Raw genomic sequence first — 17,478 nt, 5'->3', positions numbered from 1 at the left:
TGAGCGCATGAGCGATTCCAGCGTGAACTCCGCGTCCCTGGCCGAACTCGATCCCGAGGTCGCGGCCGCCATGAACGGCGAGCTCGCGCGGCAGCGCGACACGCTGGAGATGATCGCCTCGGAGAACTTCGTGCCGCGCGCGGTGCTGCAGGCGCAGGGCTCCGTGCTCACCAACAAGTACGCCGAGGGCTATCCGGGTCGCCGCTACTACGGCGGCTGCGAGTACGTCGACGTGGTCGAGGACCTCGCCCGCCACCGCGCCAAGGAGCTCTTCGGCGCCGACTTCGCCAACGTCCAGCCGCACTCGGGCGCGCAGGCCAACGCGGCCGTGCTGCAGGCCCTCATGGAGCCGGGCGAGACGCTCATGGGGCTCGATCTCGCGCACGGCGGGCACCTCACCCACGGCATGCGGCTGAACTTCTCCGGCAAGCTCTACGAGAACGTCTTCTACGGCGTCTCCAAGGAGGATCACCGGGTCGACATGGACGAGGTGCGCAAGATCGCCCTCGACACCAAGCCGAAGGTGATCGTGGCCGGCTGGTCCGCGTACCCGCGCCACCTCGACTTCGCCGCCTTCCGCTCCATCGCCGACGAGGTGGGCGCCCATCTGTGGGTCGACATGGCGCACTTCGCCGGCCTCGTGGCCGCGGGCCTGCACCCCAGCCCCGTCCCGCACGCCGACGTCGTGTCGAGCACCGTGCACAAGACCCTCGGCGGCCCCCGCTCCGGCATCATCCTGGCGAAGCAGGAGTGGGCGAAGAAGCTCAACTCCGCCGTCTTCCCGGGCCAGCAGGGCGGCCCGCTCATGCACGTGATCGCGGCCAAGGCCGTCGCGCTCAAGGTCGCGGGCACGGAGGAGTTCCGGGAGAAGCAGCAGCGCACGCTCGACGGTGCCAAGATCCTCGCCGACCGCCTGAACGGCAAGGACGTTGCCGATGCCGGCGTCACCGTGCTGACCGGCGGCACCGACGTGCACCTGGTGCTCGTCGACCTCCGCAACAGTGACCTCGACGGCCAGCAGGCAGAGGACCTCCTCCACGAGGTGGGCATCACCGTCAACCGCAACGCCGTGCCCTTCGACCCGCGCCCGCCGATGGTCACCTCCGGCCTGCGGATCGGCACCGCCGCCCTGGCCAGCCGCGGCTTCGGTGCGAAGGAGTTCACGGAGGTCGCCGACATCATCGGCACCGCCCTCGCGCAGGGGAGGGCCGCCGACACCGCTGCGCTGCGCGCCCGCGTGTCCGCGCTGGCGCTCGAGGTCCCGCTGTACGAGGGCCTCGAGGACTGGGGCCTGCTCTCGCGCTGATCGGCGCTATCGGCGGCGTCCCGGGGTGTACGCGGGGGTCGTCGTCACCGTGGTTTGAAGGCCGGGTGGGCGCTGCCTTACAGTGTCCGGGTGACTTCCAGCACTACAGAGGACGACCTGACGCTCGCCATCGACAAGGCGCTGCCGGACATCCGCGCGGCTTACGTCGAGGCGGGCGATGCTTGGCAGCCGCACGACTACGTCCCGTGGGACGACGGCCGCAACTACGCCTTCCTGGGTGGCGAGGACTTCACCCCCGAGGACGTGAAGGTGGACCCGGTGGTGGCGCACGGCCTCGTCCTCGGCCTGCTGACCAAGGACCACCTGCCGTCCTTCCACCGTCTGCTGGCGCAGCACCACCTCATCGACTCGGACTGGGGCAAGTTCGTCGGCCACTGGACCGCCGAGGAGAACCGCCACGGGATCGCGCTGCGCGACCACGTCGTGGTCAGCCGCACCTTCGACGTCGAGAAGCTGGAGATGTGGCGGCTCGAGGCCGTCACCCGCGGCTACCGCCAGTACGAGGGCACCCGCGCGGAGATCCACGTCGCGGAGCAGATCGCCATGGTGATCACCCACGAGGCGCTGTCCGCCGACTTCTTCGACCGCCTCGCCGACTACGCGGAGAAGGCCGAGGGCACTCCGGCCGGCCTTGTCACCACGCTCCGCAAGGTCGCCCACGACGATCGTGTGCAGCAGCAGTACTGGACCGAGCTCCTGACCGTCGCGCTCGACGTCAACGAGGGCCACGTCAAGGACGCCCTGCTGGGCCAGGCCCGCGTCACGTCGCCGATCGGCGCGGAGACCGCCGACGGCCTGGACGAGTCGCGCCGCATCGTCACCGAGGCCGGCATCAGCTCGCCGGAGCGGGATCGGGAGATCCTGAACGGCCTCCTCGCGACGTGGGGTCTCTCGCTGTAACACCGGTCCCCGGCCCGTAACGAAGTGTTCACGAACGCGCCGCGCAGCCTCCGGGCCGCGCGGCGCGTTCGGCGTTAGTTTGGCGGTGACGGATTGCGGGGAAGCAGTTCGTCCCGGGAGGTTCCAACCGTGACTCGACTCATCGTCGCGAGAGGGCCGGCCCCGGTCCTCGTCGTCGGGGCGTAGACCACGCACCGAGGCGTTTGGAACCGGCCGGCCGCAGCTACACGCTTGCGTGGGCGCCGCGCAGGCTAGGAGCGTCACCGTGTCTTTCCGTGAGACCCCCCGCACGTACGTGCTCGACACCTCCGTCCTGCTGTCCGATCCCTGGGCCATCACCCGCTTCGCCGAGCACGACGTCGTGCTCCCGCTCGTGGTGATCAGCGAACTCGAGGGCAAGCGGCACCACGCCGAACTCGGCTGGTTCGCCCGCGAATCGCTGCGCATGCTCGACGACATGCGGCTCGAGCACGGCCGACTCGACCAGCCGATCCCCACCCCGGGTGGGGGAACGGTCCAGGTGGAGCTCAATCACATCGACCCGATGGTGCTCCCGGTCGGTTTCCGGACGGAGACCAACGACGCCCGCATCCTCGCGTGTGCGCTGAACCTGCGCGCCGAGGGCAGGGACGTCACGCTGGTCTCCAAGGACATCCCGCTGCGGGTCAAGGCGGGTGCCGTCGGTCTGGACGCCGACGAGTACCGCGCGCAGGACGTGGTGACCTCCGGCTGGACCGGCATGGAGGAACTGGAGGTCGCGCCGCAGGTGATCGACGCCCTCTTCGCCGACGGCGTCGTCGATCACGATGCCGCGCGCGAGCTGCCGTGCAACACCGGCGTCCGCCTCCTCGGCGGCACGTCGAGCGCGCTGGGCCGGGTGACCGCCGAGAAGCAGGTGCAGCTGGTGCGCGGCGACCGCGAGGCCTTCGGGCTGCACGGCCGCAGCGCCGAGCAGCGCGTCGCGCTGGACCTGCTGCTCGACGAGTCGGTGGGCATCGTCTCGCTCGGCGGCAAGGCCGGCACCGGCAAGTCGGCGCTGGCCCTGTGCGCCGGCCTCGAGGCGGTGCTGGAGAAGCGCACGCAGCGCAAGGTCGTCGTGTTCCGCCCGCTGTACGCCGTGGGCGGCCAGGACCTCGGCTACCTGCCCGGCACCGAGAACGAGAAGATGGGGCCGTGGGCGCAGGCCGTCTACGACACGCTCGACGGTCTCGCGTCGCCCGAGGTGATGGACGAGGTGATGTCGCGCGGGATGCTGGAGGTGCTGCCGCTCACGCACATCCGCGGCCGGTCGCTGCACGACTCCTTCGTCATCGTCGACGAGGCGCAATCGCTGGAGCGCAACGTGCTGCTCACGGTGCTCTCGCGCCTCGGTTCCGGTTCGCGGGTGGTGCTCACGCACGACGTCGCGCAGCGCGACAACCTGCGGGTGGGCCGGCACGACGGCGTGGCGGCGGTGATCGAGAAGCTCAAGGGCCACCCGCTGTTCGCGCACGTGACGCTCACCCGGTCCGAGCGCTCGCCCATCGCGGCGCTGGTGACCGAGATGCTGGAGGAGTTCGCCCCCGGCGCGTAGGCCTCGTAGTGTCGACGGTGCCGGGCCGCCCGGTCCGGCACCGTCGACACCCGGGAGAGGGACGTGCAGCAGCTCCGGCGAGCGAGGACCGACGACCACGGCGCCCTAGTGCGGTGCGTGCAGCGCTGGTGGGGCGATTCGCGATCGCCCGAACAGTCGCGCGAGCTCTCGCTCCTGCTGCCCCGTCTGTTCCTGCAGCACTTCGCGGGCACGAGCCTGATCCTCGAGGGCGCGTCCGGGGTCCGGGCCTTCCTCGTGGGATTCGATTCCGCCGACCGGCCCGCGGAGTCGTACATCCATTTCGTCGGCGTGGACCCCGACCTGCGTGGTCAGGGCGTCGCTCGGCGTTTGTACTCCGCCTTCTTCGAGCGTGCGGCCAGTGCCGGGCGAACCTCGGTCCGGGCGATCACGTCGCCGCAGAACCGGGGTTCGATCGCCTTCCATCGGGCCCTGGGGTTCGAGGTCGAGCCCGGTGATCGCGAGGTCGACGGGGTGCCGGTGCACGCCGACTACGACGGTCCGGGGCAGGACAGGGTGGCGTTCCTGCGGCGGCTCTGAGCCCGGCCGGGAGCCGGCCGGTCTCGTCGACGCCGACTATGACGCCGACTATGACGTTGCGGAGCGGGAGGGGTTCTCGACGGGGCGCAGGAAGCAGCGCGCGACTTCGAGGCGCTCGGCGTCGTAGCCCTCCCACTTGCGCGCCGGAACGGCGTCGTGTCCGACCTCCCGGAATCCCCGCCGGGCGAAGAAGTCGGCGGCGCTGTCGCTGACCGTCACGGCGAAGACGTGCGTCAGTCCGCGGGTGCGGCAGAGGTCGAACAACCCGTCGATCAGGAGGCTGCCGGCGCCGAGTCCGGAGAACTCCGCGACCGTGATCAGGCCCGAGACCTCGGCGTAGCCCGTGCCGGCGTACCGGTCCACCTCCAGTCCGACCACACCCGCGAGGTGGCCGGTGCGGAGGACGCGGGCACCGAGGCCGCCCGCCGCCATTCTGGCGATCTCGGCCCGGCTCCGCGGCTTGAGGATCCCGTCCTGGACGCCCTGGGTGACCAGGGCTTCGATCCGGGCGAAGTCATCCACCTGGAGCGGGGCCAGGTGCAGATACCGGCCGTGCGTGAGCACCGTGCCCCGCCCGTCGAAGGTGAGGAGCTCATAGTCGAGGTCCTCGGCGCGGCAGAGGTTCACGCTGTACGCCCCGCCCACGAGGGCCGCCTGTGCGGCGGGCGCGTAGTCGGCGAGGCCGCGCCCCGCGAGGTGTGCCGCGAGGCGTTCGCCGTGGAGGTCGATGTCGGCGTAGCTGCGGGGCGGGTCGCCCCATCCGCCACCGGGATCGGTGAGCACCATCTTCGATGCGCGGACGCTCGCGGACACGGCTCCGGCCGTGCGGGCGAGCGTCGCGGGATCCGCCCCGACCACGACGCGTTTCGCGTCGGTGACGGTCAGCCAGAGGTCGGCGACGAAATCGTCGTTCCAGGTCGACGCGCCGTGCACGGCGCGTCCGCCGACCGCGGCGGTGGTCGCCGCAACGCCGTCGGCGGGAACGACGAAGACGAAGCGGGTGTCGCCGGCTGCGAACGCGTCGACCGTGCGGCTCGCCGCCTCCAGTGTCGCGGCGTCGATCCGCGGCAGCGCGACGACGATCGTGATGCCGCGGAACTCCTCGACGAAGAACTCGCGTTCGGGCAGCGGCACTCGCTCGCCGGTGCTCGGTTCGCCGGCGCCTCCGCGCGATGCGGGCAGGGGCGGCGGCGACGGCCGTGCGGCCGGCCGGGGGACATCGGTCACGTCTGGCCAGAGTACTGGACGTGGCCTGCGGTGCCGGCAGTGTCCGGGCCGCCCTTGCCGTACCTAGAACCGCAAGGTATATCTGTACCTAGTGGTTCTAGGTATGGAGGCCTGATGCACATCGATAAGGACCTGGTCGCCGCGTCGGCGACCCCGCTGGTACTGAGCATTCTCAGCCAGGGGGACAGCTACGGCTACGCCATTCTGACCCGCGTGCGGGAGCTCTCCGGCGGACGCCTCGAGTGGTCCGACGGCATGCTCTACCCGCTGCTGCACCGCCTCGAACGCCTCGGGCAGGTGCAGTCGCGATGGGAGGTCGCCGACACCGGCCGCAAGCGCAAGCACTACGCCATCACCCCCGCCGGGCGGGAGGCGCTCGCGGACCGTCGGGACCAGTGGCGGGCCGTCAGCGCCGCCCTGGACGTCCTCTGGTCCGACGGTGCGCCGCAGCCGGGGCTCGCATGACCGGCCCGGTCGACGCGCAGATCCGGCAGTGGCGCGGCTACCTGGAGGGCCGGCGTCGGCTGCGGGCCGAGGAGGTCGACGAGCTCGAGTCCCACCTGCGCGATGCGATCGCCGATCTCGAGGCCCGCGGCCTCGACGGCGAGGAGTCCTTCCTGGTTGCGGTCAAGCGCATGGGGGCCGCCGATGCGGTGGCGCACGAATTCGCGCGGGAGCACTCCGACCGGTTGTGGAAGCAGCTCGTGCTCGGCGGGGTCGACGATGCGTCCGCGTCTCGCGGCGAGCTGCCCGCGGTGCTCGCGCTCGGTGCCGCCGCCGGCCTGGCGTTGCTCGCGATGCTGCACCTCCTCGGCGATGCGGCGCCCCGGTTCGTCGGCTTCGCCGTCGCGCCCTTCCTGGTCGCCTACTTCGCGTGGAAGCGGGCGATGCCGGTGCGGGCCGCGGCGGTGGTTCTCGGCGGGTTCGCGGTGACGGCGGCGCTGCTCGCGGCGTACCCGTTCGCGTCCGGAGGGTCGACGGAGGTGCTGGCCGTGGCCGCCGCACCGGTGGTGCTGTGGTTCGGCGTCGGCGTCGCCTACACGGGTGGCGCGTGGCGGTCGGCGCCGCGGCGGATGGACTTCGTGCGGTTCACCGGCGAGTTCGTCATCTACTTCCTCCTCATCGCCCTCGGCGGTGGCGCGATCACGGGTTTGACGATCGGCGCGCTCAGCACCGTCGGGCTGCGCGCGGAGACTCCGATCACCACGTGGGTGCTGCCGGTCTGCGTCGGCGGTGCGGTGCTGGTGGCCGCGTGGCTCGTGGAGGCCAAGCAGGAGGTGATCGAGAACATCGCGCCCGTCCTGACGCGGATCTTCACGCCGATCACACTGGTCATGCTGCTCGTGGTGCTGGGGGCGTTCGCGTCGCGGCCCGGCCTCGTCGGCGCCGACCGGGACCTGCTGGTGCTCATGACGGTGGTGCTCGTGCTCGTCGTCGGGCTGTTGCTCTACGCGGTCTCCGCCCGCGATCCGCGCCGCCGCCCCGACGTCTTCGACCGGCTGCAGGTGGCGCTCGTCCTCGCGGCCATCGCGGTCGACCTGGTGGTGCTGGTCGCGATGGTGACCCGCACCGCGGAGTTCGGCACGTCGCCGAACAAGGCCGCCGTGCTGGGCCTGAACCTGATCCTGCTGGTGATCCTGCTCGGCGCCGTCCGCGTGGGGTACGGATTCGTCCGTGGGCGGCGCGACTTCGCCGCGGTCGAGGGGTGGCAGACCGGCACGCTGCCCGCCTATGCGGCGTGGGCGGCGGTCGTCGCTCTCGCCTTTCCGCCGATCTTCAGGTTCGCCTGACCGGCGCGGTGGCCGGCGGAGATCAACCCTTGAAACATTCCTGTGAAAGAATGTATGCTGTTCGGCATGGCTACCATCCTGGAACGCACCGTCTCCGCTTCGCCCGCGCGGGTCTGGGAACTCTGGACCACCCCGGCCGGGATCTCCGCCTGGTGGGCCCCGGAGGGATTCCGCACCGATGTCACGCGACTCGATCTCGCGCCCGGAGGCGAACTCGCCTACACGATGACGGCGGTCGCGCCCGATCAGGTCGCCTTCATGGAGCAGAACGGCATGCCGCTCGCCACCCGGTCGGTCAAGTTCTTCGCCGAGGTCGAGGAGCCGTCCCGGCTGTCGTACCGGTCCGTCATCGACTTCGTGCCCGACCGTGAGCCCTACGAGCACCTCACCGTCGTCGAGCTTCATCCCGACCCCGCCGGCACCCGCGTCGTCATGCACGTCGAGCCGATGCACGACGAGGTGTGGACCGAGCGCCTGGTCGCGGGACGCGGCAACGAGCTCGACAATCTCGCGGCCCTGGTCGCCGCGGAGTGAGTGACGATCTGCAGCGGGCGCTCGCGGCGGTCGCCGAGCCCACGCGGTTCCGGATCATCGGCCTCCTCGCCGAGCGTCCGCGGACCGTCTCCGAAGTCCAGGAGGCGATCGGCGCGCGCCAACCGCAGACCACCAAGCACCTCCAGGTCCTCGACGCGGCGGGCGTCGTCGTGCTGCACAAGCTGGGCCGGCGCCGCGTCGCGCGGATCGACCGCGCGACGATGCGGCGCCTGTCCGATCACTTCGCCGCGCTCGCGGCCCCCGGCGACGACGACGCGACACTCGAACGGTACGAGCTCGCGATCGCCGCGGAACGCATCGGCGACGGCACCCGCGCCGTGGCCCTCGACCGCGTCGTGGACGCGCCCGTCGAGCGGGTCTGGGCCGCGTGGACCGATCCCGCGCGCGCCGCGACCTGGTGGGCGCCCCGGCATTTCACCGTCGAGGAGGCCGCGATCGCGCCCACGCCGGACGCGCCCGTCCGGCTCGTCCTCCGGGAGGGCGACGGTGCGCGGTACGTGTCCGAGGGGCGCGTGATCGAGGCGGCGGCGCCGCACCGGCTCGTCTTCACCCTCGCGCCCGTCGACACCGATGGCGTCCGGTACTTCACCGCCCGGCACACGGTGGTCCTGAGCGGCGACGGTCCCACGACGGTCGGGCTGACGATCGACGTCACCGACGTCCGCGAGGGTGCCGCGCCGATGGTCGCCGGGCTCGAACCCGGATGGGGGCAACTGCTCGACGCGCTCGCGGGGGCGGTCGCGTAGTGAGCCGCGCGGGCGGCACCGTCGGCCCCCGGTTCCCGCAGGTAGGGCAACCTAACCCGGACGGTCGAGAGGCCGGGGAATACCCTCGATACGTGACTTCGAACAGCCCCGAATTCATCTATTCCGACCTGCTGCCCATCGGTCCCGATACGACGCCGTACCGGCTCATCACGACCGAGGGCGTCGAGACCTTCGAGGTCGACGGGCAGAAGTTCCTCAAAGTCGCGCCCGAAGCGCTGCAGCAGCTGACCGCGGAGGCGATGCACGACATCAGCCACTACCTGCGGCCCGCGCACCTGCAGCAGCTGCGCAGGATCATCGACGATCCCGAGGCGTCGGGCAACGACCGCTTCGTGGCGCTCGACCTGCTCAAGAACGTCAACATCTCCGCGGGCGGCGTACTGCCGATGTGCCAGGACACCGGCACCGCGATCGTCATGGGCAAGAAGGGCGAGGGCGTGCTGACCGGCGTCGACGACGGGGAGTGGATCTCCCGCGGCGTCTACGACGCCTACACCAAGCTCAACCTGCGCTACTCGCAGAACGCGCCGATCACCATGTACGAGGAGAAGAACACCGGCACCAACCTGCCGGCCCAGGTGGAGATCTACGCCACCGAGCAGGGGCCGAAGGGACCGGAGTACAAGTTCCTGTTCATGGCGAAGGGCGGCGGCTCGGCCAACAAGTCCTTCCTGTTCCAGGAGACGAAGGCGATCCTCAACCCGGACCGCATCCTGACGTTCCTCGACGAGAAGATCCGCTCGCTGGGCACCGCGGCCTGCCCGCCGTACCACCTCGCGATCGTCATCGGCGGTACGTCGGCCGAGTTCGCGCTGAAGACCGCCAAGTACGCCTCGGCGCACTACCTCGACGAGCTGCCCGAGACCGGCTCCATCGCCGCCCACGGGTTCCGCGACAAGGAGCTGGAGGAGAAGGTCTTCGAGCTCACCCAGTCGTTCGGCATCGGCGCGCAGTTCGGCGGCAAGTACTTCTGCCACGACGTGCGCGTGGTGCGCCTGCCGCGGCACGGTGCCTCGCTGCCCGTCGCCATCGCCGTCTCCTGCTCGGCGGACCGTCAGGCGCTCGGCAAGATCACCGCCGACGGCGTCTTCCTGGAGCAGTTGGAGACCGACCCGGCGCAGTACATGCCCGACGCCGGTGTGGCGGAGGACATCGAGGGCGGCGCGGTCGTCGAGATCGACCTCAACCGGCCGATGCCCGAGATTCTCGCGGAGCTGTCGAAGTACCCGGTGAAGACCCGCCTGTCGCTGACCGGCCCGTTGGTCGTCGCGCGCGACATCGCGCACGCCAAGATCAAGGAGCGGCTGGACGCGGGGGAGGAGATGCCGCAGTACCTGCGCGACCACCCGGTGTACTACGCCGGCCCGGCGAAGACGCCGGAGGGTATGGCGTCCGGCTCGTTCGGCCCCACGACCGCGGGCCGCATGGACAGCTACGTCGACCAGTTCCAGGCCGCGGGCGGCTCGATGATCATGCTGGCCAAGGGGAATCGCTCCAAGCAGGTCACGCAGGCCTGCGATGCGCACGGCGGCTTCTACCTCGGCTCCATCGGCGGGCCCGCGGCGCGCCTCGCGCTCGACTGCATCAAGTCGCAGGAGGTCATCGAGTACCCCGAGCTCGGCATGGAGGCCGTGTGGAAGATCGAGGTGGAGAACTTCCCGGCGTTCATCGTCGTCGACGACAAGGGCAACGACTTCTTCACCGACCCGTCGGGTGAAGTCTCGATCCCGCTGAGCGGCATCCGGATCCGCTCGAAGGAGCGCTAGCCCTCGCCGCTGCCGAAACCCCCGAACGCTGCCGGTAACCGGCAGCGTTCGGCGTTTCCGGCAGCGTTCCGCGTCAGGCGGGGCGGAGGATCGTGACGGCGAAGTCGGCGTCGTCGTGCCAGGGCTTGACGTCCCAGGTGGCCAGACGCAGATCCGTGCGCAGCCCGGCGGCCGCGGCGTACTCGTCGAACCGGTCGGGCGTGAGGCCGCGGTTCGTGTGGAAGCCGACGATCGCGAAGCCCTCCGGCGCGAGGTGCTTCCGGAAGTTCGCGAGCACCGCGGTCTCGGTGCCCTCGGCGACGAAGACCAGCACGTTCCCGGCGCAGACGATGGCGTCGAACGTGCCGTCGAGGTCCAGTTCGGCGAGGTCCTGCACGAGCCATCGCGGACCCGGGTAGTCCTGCTGCGCCGCGGCGATGAGCTTCGGGTCCACGTCCACGCCGGTGACGTCGTGGCCCACCGAGTGCAGGTACCCGCCGAGCCGCCCCGGCCCGCAGCCCGCGTCCAGGATGCGCGACCCGCGGCCCACCATCGCATCGACCAGCCGTGCCTCACCCGCCAGATCCGCGCCCTCGCGCGCCATCGTGCGGAACCGCTCGATGTACCACTCGCTGTGGCCTTCCTTGGTGTCCGTGAACCAGCGCGGGGTGCTCATGCCGTCCAAGTTACCCGCAGGGGTTTCGTGCAGATCGCGACGCTTCGTCCTGCGGTCCGCCCTGGTGATTCCCTGCGGTTTCGGCGTCGTTGACCTGCGATCCGGCCGCCGAAACCGCAGGGAACCCGGCTCCGTCGTCGCCGATCCGGCGCGGCCGTCCGCTCGCCGGGCTACCCTCACCTCTCGTGAGATGGAGAACGAGTTTCACGGTCCTGACCTGTGTCGTCGCGGTCGCGACGGCCGGCTGTGAGGCGCGCTCGGAGTCGTCGGACGAGGCGCATCCGGGGGCGCACAGCGTGGAGGCGAGGGCGAGTGCCGCCCCGTCGAGCACCGGGGCAGCGGCGGCGCCGACGCCGGCCGCCACCCCGCTCTACTCCCGGCTGACCAGCTCCAGCGCCACCGGCGACACCGGCCAGGCGCTCACGGCGACGCTGGGCGGCACCACGTACCCCGGTGCGACCGGGGTGTGGATCGGCTGCGAGGGGACCGCGGCGACGGCCGTGTACCGGCTCGGCGGTGAGTTCGCCCGGCTCACGGGTGTCCTGGGGCTGCAGCCGCACACGCCGGCCGGGCTGCGGGTACGCATCTCCGTCATCGTGGACGGGGACACGAAGCGGGTCGCCACACTCACGCGCGACGACCCGCCGCAGAACCTCGTCATCCCGCTCGACGGTGCCCGGTCGGTCACCGTCGCCGCGCTCGCGATCGCCGGCGAGTGTGCGCTCGCCGCGGCGCCCTACGGCGCGATCGGCGCCGCCGGCCTCAGCTGACCCGCCGCCCCCTGATCTGCCGACTCCTGAACCGCCGTCCGTCGCACGTCCGGCGGCCGTGGCCTCACCGCTTGCGGTCGACGTTCGCCATCTTGAGCACGTCCAGGCGACGGTCGAGCTCCTCGATCGTGAGCTGCTCGCCGATCAGCCCGCGGTCGATGACGGTCTGCCGGATGGTCTTGCCCTCCTTCAACGCCTGCTTCGCCACGGCGGCCGCCTCCTCGTAGCCGATGAGCGAGTTGAGCGGCGTCACGATGGACGGCGACGACTCCGCCAGCGTCCGCAGCCGCTCCTCGTGCGCGACGAGCCCCTCGATGCAGCGGTCCGCGAACAGCCGGGAGACGTTCGCCAGCAGCGCGATCGACTCGAGCACGTTGCGGGCCATCATCGGGATGTAGACGTTCAGCTCGAAGGCGCCGTTGCCGCCGCCCCACGCGACTGCGGCGTCGTTGCCGATCACCTGCGCGGCCACCTGGGTGACGGCCTCGGGCAGCACCGGATTGACCTTGCCGGGCATGATCGAACTGCCGGGCTGCAGATCCGGGAGGGCGATCTCACCGAGGCCGGTGAGCGGGCCGGAGCCCATCCAGCGCACGTCGTTCGCGATCTTGGTCAGCGAGACCGCGATCGTGCGCAGCGCCCCCGACAGCTCGACGAGGCCGTCGCGGGCGGCCTGCGCCTCGAAGTTGTCCTTCGCGAGGCGGATCTCGGAGACGCCGGTGAGCTTGACCAGCTCCGCGACCACCAGCGAGCCGAACCGCTCGGGGGCGTTGAGGCCCGTGCCCACGGCGGTGCCGCCGATCGGGACCTCGCCGACACGGGGGAGCGTCGCGCGCACCCGCTCGACGCCGGCCTCGACCTGACGCGCGTAGCCGCCGAACTCCTGGCCCAGCGTCACGGGCACCGCGTCCATGAGGTGCGTGCGGCCCGACTTGACCACCGATCGCCACTCGGCGGACTTGGCGGCCAGCGTCGCCTGCAGGTGCTCCAGGGCGGGGATCAACGTGGTCACGGCGGCCTCGGTGGCCGCGACGTGCGTCGCCGTCGGGAAGGTGTCGTTCGACGACTGCGACATGTTCACGTCGTCGTTCGGGTGCACCTGCACTCCGGCGCGCGCGGCCAGCGAGGCGATCACCTCGTTGGTGTTCATGTTGGAACTGGTGCCCGAACCGGTCTGGAAGACGTCGATGGGGAACTGGTCGTCGTGTCGCCCGTCGGCGATCTCCTGCGCCGCGGCGATGATCGCGCCGGCCTTCTCCGGTGCCAGCAGCCCCAGATCCTGGTTCACCTGCGCCGCAGCGGCCTTGAGCAGCCCCATCGCCCGGATCTGCGCGCGCTCGAGCGGACGGAAGCTGATCGGGAAGTTCTCCACCGCGCGCTGCGTCTGCGCGCGCCAGAGGGCGTTCACCGGCACCCGGACCTCGCCCATGGTGTCGTGCTCGATGCGGTACTCGGTCTCCGGGGTGTCAGCGGTGTTAGCCATACCTTAGAAACGTACTCGGGCCCCGGGAGCATTCCCAGGGCCCGAGGAGAAGATCACTCTCAGTCGAAGATCTGCGCGTAGGTCTTGAGCTTGGTCAGACGATGCGTCGCGTCGACCGTGCGGACGGTGCCCGACTTGCTGCGCATGACGATCGACTGCGTGGTGGCGCCGTCGGCGCGGTACTTGACGCCGCGCAGCAGGTCACCGTCGGTCACACCGGTCGCGGCGAAGTAGACGTGGTCGCCGCGCACCAGGTCGGTCGTGGTGAGCACCTCGCTCGGGTCGATGCCGAGGTCGGCCAGGCGCTGCTTCTCCACGTCGTTCGACGGTGCCAGGGTGCCCTGGATCTCGCCGCCCATGCAGCGCAGCGCGGCCGCGGCGATGATGCCCTCGGGAGTACCGCCGATGCCGACGAGGATGTCGGTCTTGGCCTCGGGGCGGGCGGCCGCGATCGCGCCGGCCACGTCACCGTCGGAGATGAGGCGCACGATCGCCCCGGTCGCGCGGATGTCGGCGATGAGCTGCTCGTGCCGGGGACGATCGAGCACCGTCAGCGTGACGTCGGTGACCTTGATGCCCTTGGCCTTCGCGACCTTGGCGATGTTGTCGGCGATGGGCGCCTGGATGTCGATGACACCGGCGGCCTCGGGGCCCACGGCGATCTTGTTCATGTAGAACACGGCCGAGGGGTCGTACATGGCGCCGCGCTCGGCGACCGCGAGCACGGCGATGGAGCCGGGCATGCCCTTGGCCATCAGCGTGGTGCCGTCCACGGGGTCCACGGCCACGTCGGTCGACGGGCCGAAGCCGTTGCCCACCTCTTCGCCGTTGTAGAGCATGGGCGCCTCGTCCTTCTCGCCCTCGCCGATCACGACCACGCCGCTCATCGAGACGGTCGAGACGAGCTGCCGCATCGCGTCCACGGCCGCGCCGTCGCCCGACTCCTTCTGGCCGCGCCCCACCCAGCGGCCCGCGGCGAGCGCGCCCGCCTCGGTCACGCGCACCAGCTCCATCGCCAGGTTCCGGTCCGGCGCGATGGGGTTCTTCTCAGCGTGGGGGTCGGACATGGATTCCTCCGGATCTCGATGCGCGCGGCGAGCGCGGTGGGCCTCGCCCGATTGTTCCATGCCCTACCGTTCGGCGACGGGGGCGGTCGGCCACGACGCCCGGCCGCACCGCCGCGCCATGCCCGCCTCCACCACCGCCCGCCGCGCCCGGGATACTGGACGGCGTGGCTGAGAAACCCCGGATCCTGCAGAACCGTCGCGACATGGTGCTCACGATGGTTCCGCTGATCGCCCTGTGCCTGCTGGTCCTGATCGCGTCGGGCAACTTCAAGCTCGGTTTCGGCGCCGACCCGAAGGACGAGACCGTCGACCCGATCAACCCCAGGGGCGTCTATCAGGTGTCGGCCGAGAACCTCGGCTTCCCGGTCCGGATGCCCGGCGGCACCGGCGTCGTCGACGGGGTTCCCGAGGGCTGGAAGGCCACCGCCACCCGCGACGACGACGTCGTCGGCGGCAAGGTCTTCTCCGTCAACTACGTGACGCCCGAGAAGAACTCGCTGCAGCTCTCGCAGTCCGGCGCCCCCGCCGATGTGGTGATCGAGTCCGTCTACGGCGCGAAGGCGACGCCGTCCGGCAGTGTTCCCGTCGAGGGGCGGACCTGGGAGGTCTACGGACCCAACGACAAGAACCGCAGCGCGTGGGTGCTCCGGGTCGAGGGTGCCGTGATCATCGTCTTCGGCGGCGGCACCGTGCCGCGGTTCACCGAGCTCGCGGCCGCGGTGCAGTCGCAGGAGCCGCTGCCGCGGTCCGCGGCGCCGGCCCCCGCGCCCCGGTAGGGCCAACCGCGGACCGTCGGGTCACTCCTCGGCGGCGATCGCCTTCTCGATCCGCTCCCGCGCGCCCGCGAGGTGCTCCTCGCAGCGCTTGGCGAGGGCCTCACCGCGCTCCCACAGGTTCAGCGACTCGTCCAAGTCGATCCCGCCCTGCTCCAGCAGCTTCACCACCACGGCGAGCTCGTCGCGGGCCTGTTCGTAGCCGAGTTCGGCCACCGGGGTCTCATCGCTCATGCTTCTTCCTCGGTTCGTCCGGAGATCTTCATCACGCTGTGCTCCCGGGCCTCGTCAGCGCGAGCCCGGACTGCCCGGACCCAGTCGCTCGATACCCAACACGGCGGCGCCGACGGCACCGTCGGGCAGCCGGACCCGCAGTTGCGAGCCCGGCGCGAGGTCGTCGATGCCGCGGACGACGGGATTCTCGCCGTCCGGGGTCACCTTCTGCACCACGGCGTAGCCGCGGGCCATGGTCGCGGCGGGGCCGAGCGCCGTCAGGCGCGCGGCCAGGTGCGTCGTCCGGTCCGACTCCCGTTCGACGGTGCGCCGCACGTCGCGCCGCGCGTCGCGCAGCAGCCGCTCGACCTCGTCGGCGCGGTCGTCGACCAGGCGCAGCGGATGCGCGAACACGGGCCGCGAGCGCAGCGACTCGAGGGTTCGGGCCTCGCGGTCGACCCAGCCACGCAGGGCCGCGGCGGCGCGCTGCCGCAGCTCCGCGATCCGCTCCAGCTCGGCGACCACGTCGGGGACCACGCGCTTGGCGGCGTCGGTCGGGGTCGCGGCGCGGACGTCGGCGGCGAAGTCGCACAGCGGATTGTCGGGCTCGTGGCCGATCGCCGAGACGATCGGGGTGCGGGCGGCGTGCACGGCGCGGCACAGCGCCTCGTCGGAGAAGGGCAGCAGGTCCTCCACGCTGCCGCCGCCGCGCGCCAGGATGATGACGTCGACCTCGGGATCGGCGTCGAGGGCGCGCAGCGCGGCCACCACCTGCGGGACGGCGGTCGGGCCCTGCACGGTGGCGTACTCGGCGCGGATCCGCACGTCGGGCCAGCGGCCCTCGGCGATGGATCGCACGTCGCGCTCGGCCGCGCTGGCCCGCGCGGTCACCAGGCCGACGGTGCGCGGCAGGAACGGCAGCGGTCGCTTGAGTCGCGGATCGAAGAGGCCCTCGGCGTGCAGGAGTTGCCGCAATCGCTCGATCCGCGCGAGCAGCTCGCCCACGCCGACGGCGCGGATCTCGGTGATCCGCAGCGACAGGCTGCCCCGGCCGGTCCAGTACGTGAACTTGCCGCGCACGATCACCTGGGTGCCCTCGTTCAGCGGCACCTCGGACCGATCGAGCACCGCCGGCAGGCACGTGACCTGCAGTGAGACGTTGGCCGACGGGTCGCGGAGCGTGAGGAACGCCGTCCCGCCGCCCCGGCGGTTGAGCTGGGTGATCTGCCCCTCGACCCACACCTCGCCGAGACGGTCGATCCACTGCGCGATCTTCATCGAGACCACGCGCACCGGCCACGGGTGCTCGGCGGTCGAGGGTCCCCCCGCGCCCGCCCCGGACGCGCTGGTCGAAGCCGGTCCGGTCACCGCGTGATGCGGTTCTCGAGCATCGTGAGGAAGGGCGGCCGCGCCTTGTGATCGCGCTCGTACTCGACGAGCGACTCGACCTCGGGCGTGGTCAGGCCTGGCAGCCGGCCGCGCAGCTGCGCGAGGGTGAGCTCGGGGTAGTCGATGCGTCGCGCGGCGGCCGGCAGGTCGTCGGGCTCGTCGGCGGGGGCGGCCCTGCCCGACGGTGCCGGGGCGGGGGAGCTGTACAGGGCGTACCGGCCCGAGCCCGACGGTGCCTGCTCCGCCGGCTCGTCGGCGCGCTCCGCCGCGGCGGCCTCCGCGCGGGCGGCCCCGGCACCGTCGGCCGGGGTGGTCGCGGTGGCCGGCCGGACCTCGCCGAAGGCGGGCCGCGGCGCGGGCAGGTCCACGTCGACGTCCTCGTCGTCGTCGAACGTCGCCCAGGCGGCCTGCTCCTCCTCCTTGGCGGGGAAGACGCTCTCGATCGCACGGTCGCCGCGCACGGCGAGATCGGCCAGGTCCTGCTGGACGTGGATGAAGGCCTGCGCGGATTTGCTGCCCAGCGTGAGCGGGGCGTTCACGGCGCCCCCGACGATCTCCTGGCCCTTCTCGGCGGCGAGGGCGACGGCCCCGACCGCGACACGGACCACGAACGGTAAACGGCTCATGTGTCCAGGGTGCCTCATCGCGCCCACCGGCACACCGCC

Annotated in this window: 18 protein-coding genes; 11 read left to right on the top strand and 7 right to left on the bottom strand. The window is 71.5% G+C overall.

Annotated elements, in window-relative coordinates:
• Positions 1 to 7: 7 nt before the first annotated feature.
• From glyA to ELY19_RS02215, 4 genes are all read left to right on the top strand, one after another.
• Entirely contained in the window at positions 8 to 1,306 is a 1,299-nt protein-coding gene (glyA, locus tag ELY19_RS02230) for a serine hydroxymethyltransferase (RefSeq protein WP_126194745.1), read from the top strand.
• A gap of 90 nt (positions 1,307 to 1,396) precedes the next feature.
• The gene (locus tag ELY19_RS02225) at positions 1,397 to 2,227 is read left to right on the top strand and encodes an acyl-ACP desaturase (protein ID WP_164711490.1); all 831 of its coding nucleotides are present in this window, start codon (positions 1,397 to 1,399) and stop codon (positions 2,225 to 2,227) included.
• Between the two features lie 265 nt (positions 2,228 to 2,492).
• Entirely contained in the window at positions 2,493 to 3,800 is a 1,308-nt protein-coding gene (phoH2, locus tag ELY19_RS02220) for an RNA 5'-3' helicase PhoH2 (RefSeq protein WP_126194743.1), read from the top strand.
• Between the two features lie 63 nt (positions 3,801 to 3,863).
• Positions 3,864 to 4,358, top strand: a complete 495-nt coding sequence (locus ELY19_RS02215; protein ID WP_126194742.1) for a GNAT family N-acetyltransferase — start codon at positions 3,864 to 3,866, stop codon at positions 4,356 to 4,358.
• A gap of 48 nt (positions 4,359 to 4,406) precedes the next feature.
• On the opposite strand, the gene ELY19_RS02210 is transcribed toward ELY19_RS02215, so the two are convergent.
• Entirely contained in the window at positions 4,407 to 5,585 is a 1,179-nt protein-coding gene (locus ELY19_RS02210) for a GNAT family N-acetyltransferase (RefSeq protein WP_227967130.1), read from the bottom strand.
• A gap of 114 nt (positions 5,586 to 5,699) precedes the next feature.
• Here ELY19_RS02210 and ELY19_RS02205 point away from each other — a divergent pair, with 114 nt between their 5' ends.
• From ELY19_RS02205 to ELY19_RS02185, 5 genes are all read left to right on the top strand, one after another.
• On the top strand, positions 5,700 to 6,050 hold the full coding sequence (locus ELY19_RS02205; RefSeq protein WP_126194741.1) for a PadR family transcriptional regulator: 351 nt from the start codon (positions 5,700 to 5,702) through the stop codon (positions 6,048 to 6,050).
• Positions 6,047 to 7,375 carry a permease prefix domain 1-containing protein gene (locus tag ELY19_RS02200; RefSeq protein ID WP_126194740.1) on the top strand — a complete coding sequence of 443 codons (1,329 nt, stop codon included), beginning with the start codon at positions 6,047 to 6,049 and terminating at the stop codon, positions 7,373 to 7,375. Before ELY19_RS02205 ends, ELY19_RS02200 begins: the two co-directional genes overlap by 4 nt.
• Before the next feature lie 66 nt (positions 7,376 to 7,441).
• Positions 7,442 to 7,909, top strand: coding sequence for an SRPBCC family protein (locus ELY19_RS02195; protein WP_126194739.1), 468 nt, complete (start codon positions 7,442 to 7,444; stop codon positions 7,907 to 7,909).
• Positions 7,906 to 8,676, top strand: coding sequence for an SRPBCC domain-containing protein (locus ELY19_RS02190; protein WP_126194738.1), 771 nt, complete (start codon positions 7,906 to 7,908; stop codon positions 8,674 to 8,676). Before ELY19_RS02195 ends, ELY19_RS02190 begins: the two co-directional genes overlap by 4 nt.
• Before the next feature lie 92 nt (positions 8,677 to 8,768).
• Positions 8,769 to 10,463 carry a fumarate hydratase gene (locus tag ELY19_RS02185; protein WP_126194737.1) on the top strand — a complete coding sequence of 565 codons (1,695 nt, stop codon included), beginning with the start codon at positions 8,769 to 8,771 and terminating at the stop codon, positions 10,461 to 10,463.
• A gap of 73 nt (positions 10,464 to 10,536) precedes the next feature.
• Here ELY19_RS02185 and ELY19_RS02180 read toward each other — a convergent pair whose 3' ends face one another.
• Entirely contained in the window at positions 10,537 to 11,118 is a 582-nt protein-coding gene (locus ELY19_RS02180; RefSeq protein ID WP_126194736.1) for a class I SAM-dependent methyltransferase, read from the bottom strand.
• A 185-nt stretch (positions 11,119 to 11,303) separates the two neighbouring features.
• Here ELY19_RS02180 and ELY19_RS02175 point away from each other — a divergent pair, with 185 nt between their 5' ends.
• On the top strand, positions 11,304 to 11,888 hold the full coding sequence (locus ELY19_RS02175; protein ID WP_126194735.1) for an NPCBM/NEW2 domain-containing protein: 585 nt from the start codon (positions 11,304 to 11,306) through the stop codon (positions 11,886 to 11,888).
• A 64-nt stretch (positions 11,889 to 11,952) separates the two neighbouring features.
• Here ELY19_RS02175 and ELY19_RS02170 read toward each other — a convergent pair whose 3' ends face one another.
• Together ELY19_RS02170 and glpX are read right to left on the bottom strand one after the other, a co-directional pair.
• Complete coding sequence (locus ELY19_RS02170; protein WP_126194734.1) at positions 11,953 to 13,371, bottom strand: class II fumarate hydratase; 1,419 nt, start codon at positions 13,369 to 13,371, stop codon at positions 11,953 to 11,955.
• 59 nt (positions 13,372 to 13,430) lie between these two features.
• Complete coding sequence (gene glpX, locus ELY19_RS02165; protein ID WP_126194733.1) at positions 13,431 to 14,438, bottom strand: class II fructose-bisphosphatase; 1,008 nt, start codon at positions 14,436 to 14,438, stop codon at positions 13,431 to 13,433.
• Between the two features lie 164 nt (positions 14,439 to 14,602).
• On the opposite strand from glpX, the gene ELY19_RS02160 reads away from it, so the two are divergent.
• Entirely contained in the window at positions 14,603 to 15,214 is a 612-nt protein-coding gene (locus ELY19_RS02160; RefSeq protein ID WP_126194732.1) for a DUF4245 domain-containing protein, read from the top strand.
• A 21-nt stretch (positions 15,215 to 15,235) separates the two neighbouring features.
• On the opposite strand, the gene ELY19_RS02155 is transcribed toward ELY19_RS02160, so the two are convergent.
• Genes ELY19_RS02155 through ELY19_RS02145 form a run of 3 tightly spaced genes read right to left on the bottom strand, consistent with a single transcriptional unit; the run spans position 15,236 to position 17,439 of the window.
• Positions 15,236 to 15,445 (bottom strand): exodeoxyribonuclease VII small subunit, encoded by a 210-nt coding sequence (locus ELY19_RS02155; RefSeq protein ID WP_068532691.1) that lies wholly within the window; start codon positions 15,443 to 15,445, stop codon positions 15,236 to 15,238.
• A gap of 54 nt (positions 15,446 to 15,499) precedes the next feature.
• Complete coding sequence (gene xseA / locus ELY19_RS02150; protein WP_126194731.1) at positions 15,500 to 16,792, bottom strand: exodeoxyribonuclease VII large subunit; 1,293 nt, start codon at positions 16,790 to 16,792, stop codon at positions 15,500 to 15,502.
• Entirely contained in the window at positions 16,789 to 17,439 is a 651-nt protein-coding gene (locus ELY19_RS02145) for a lipid droplet-associated protein (protein WP_164711489.1), read from the bottom strand. The genes xseA and ELY19_RS02145 overlap by 4 nt, the downstream gene beginning before the upstream one ends.
• Positions 17,440 to 17,478 lie beyond the last annotated feature (39 nt).

The sequence above is a fragment of the Tsukamurella paurometabola genome (assembly GCF_900631615.1).
Classification (GTDB): domain Bacteria; phylum Actinomycetota; class Actinomycetes; order Mycobacteriales; family Mycobacteriaceae; genus Tsukamurella; species Tsukamurella paurometabola_A.
Note: the sequence above shows the minus strand (reverse complement) of the source record. Positions and strands in the feature narration are given on the sequence as shown.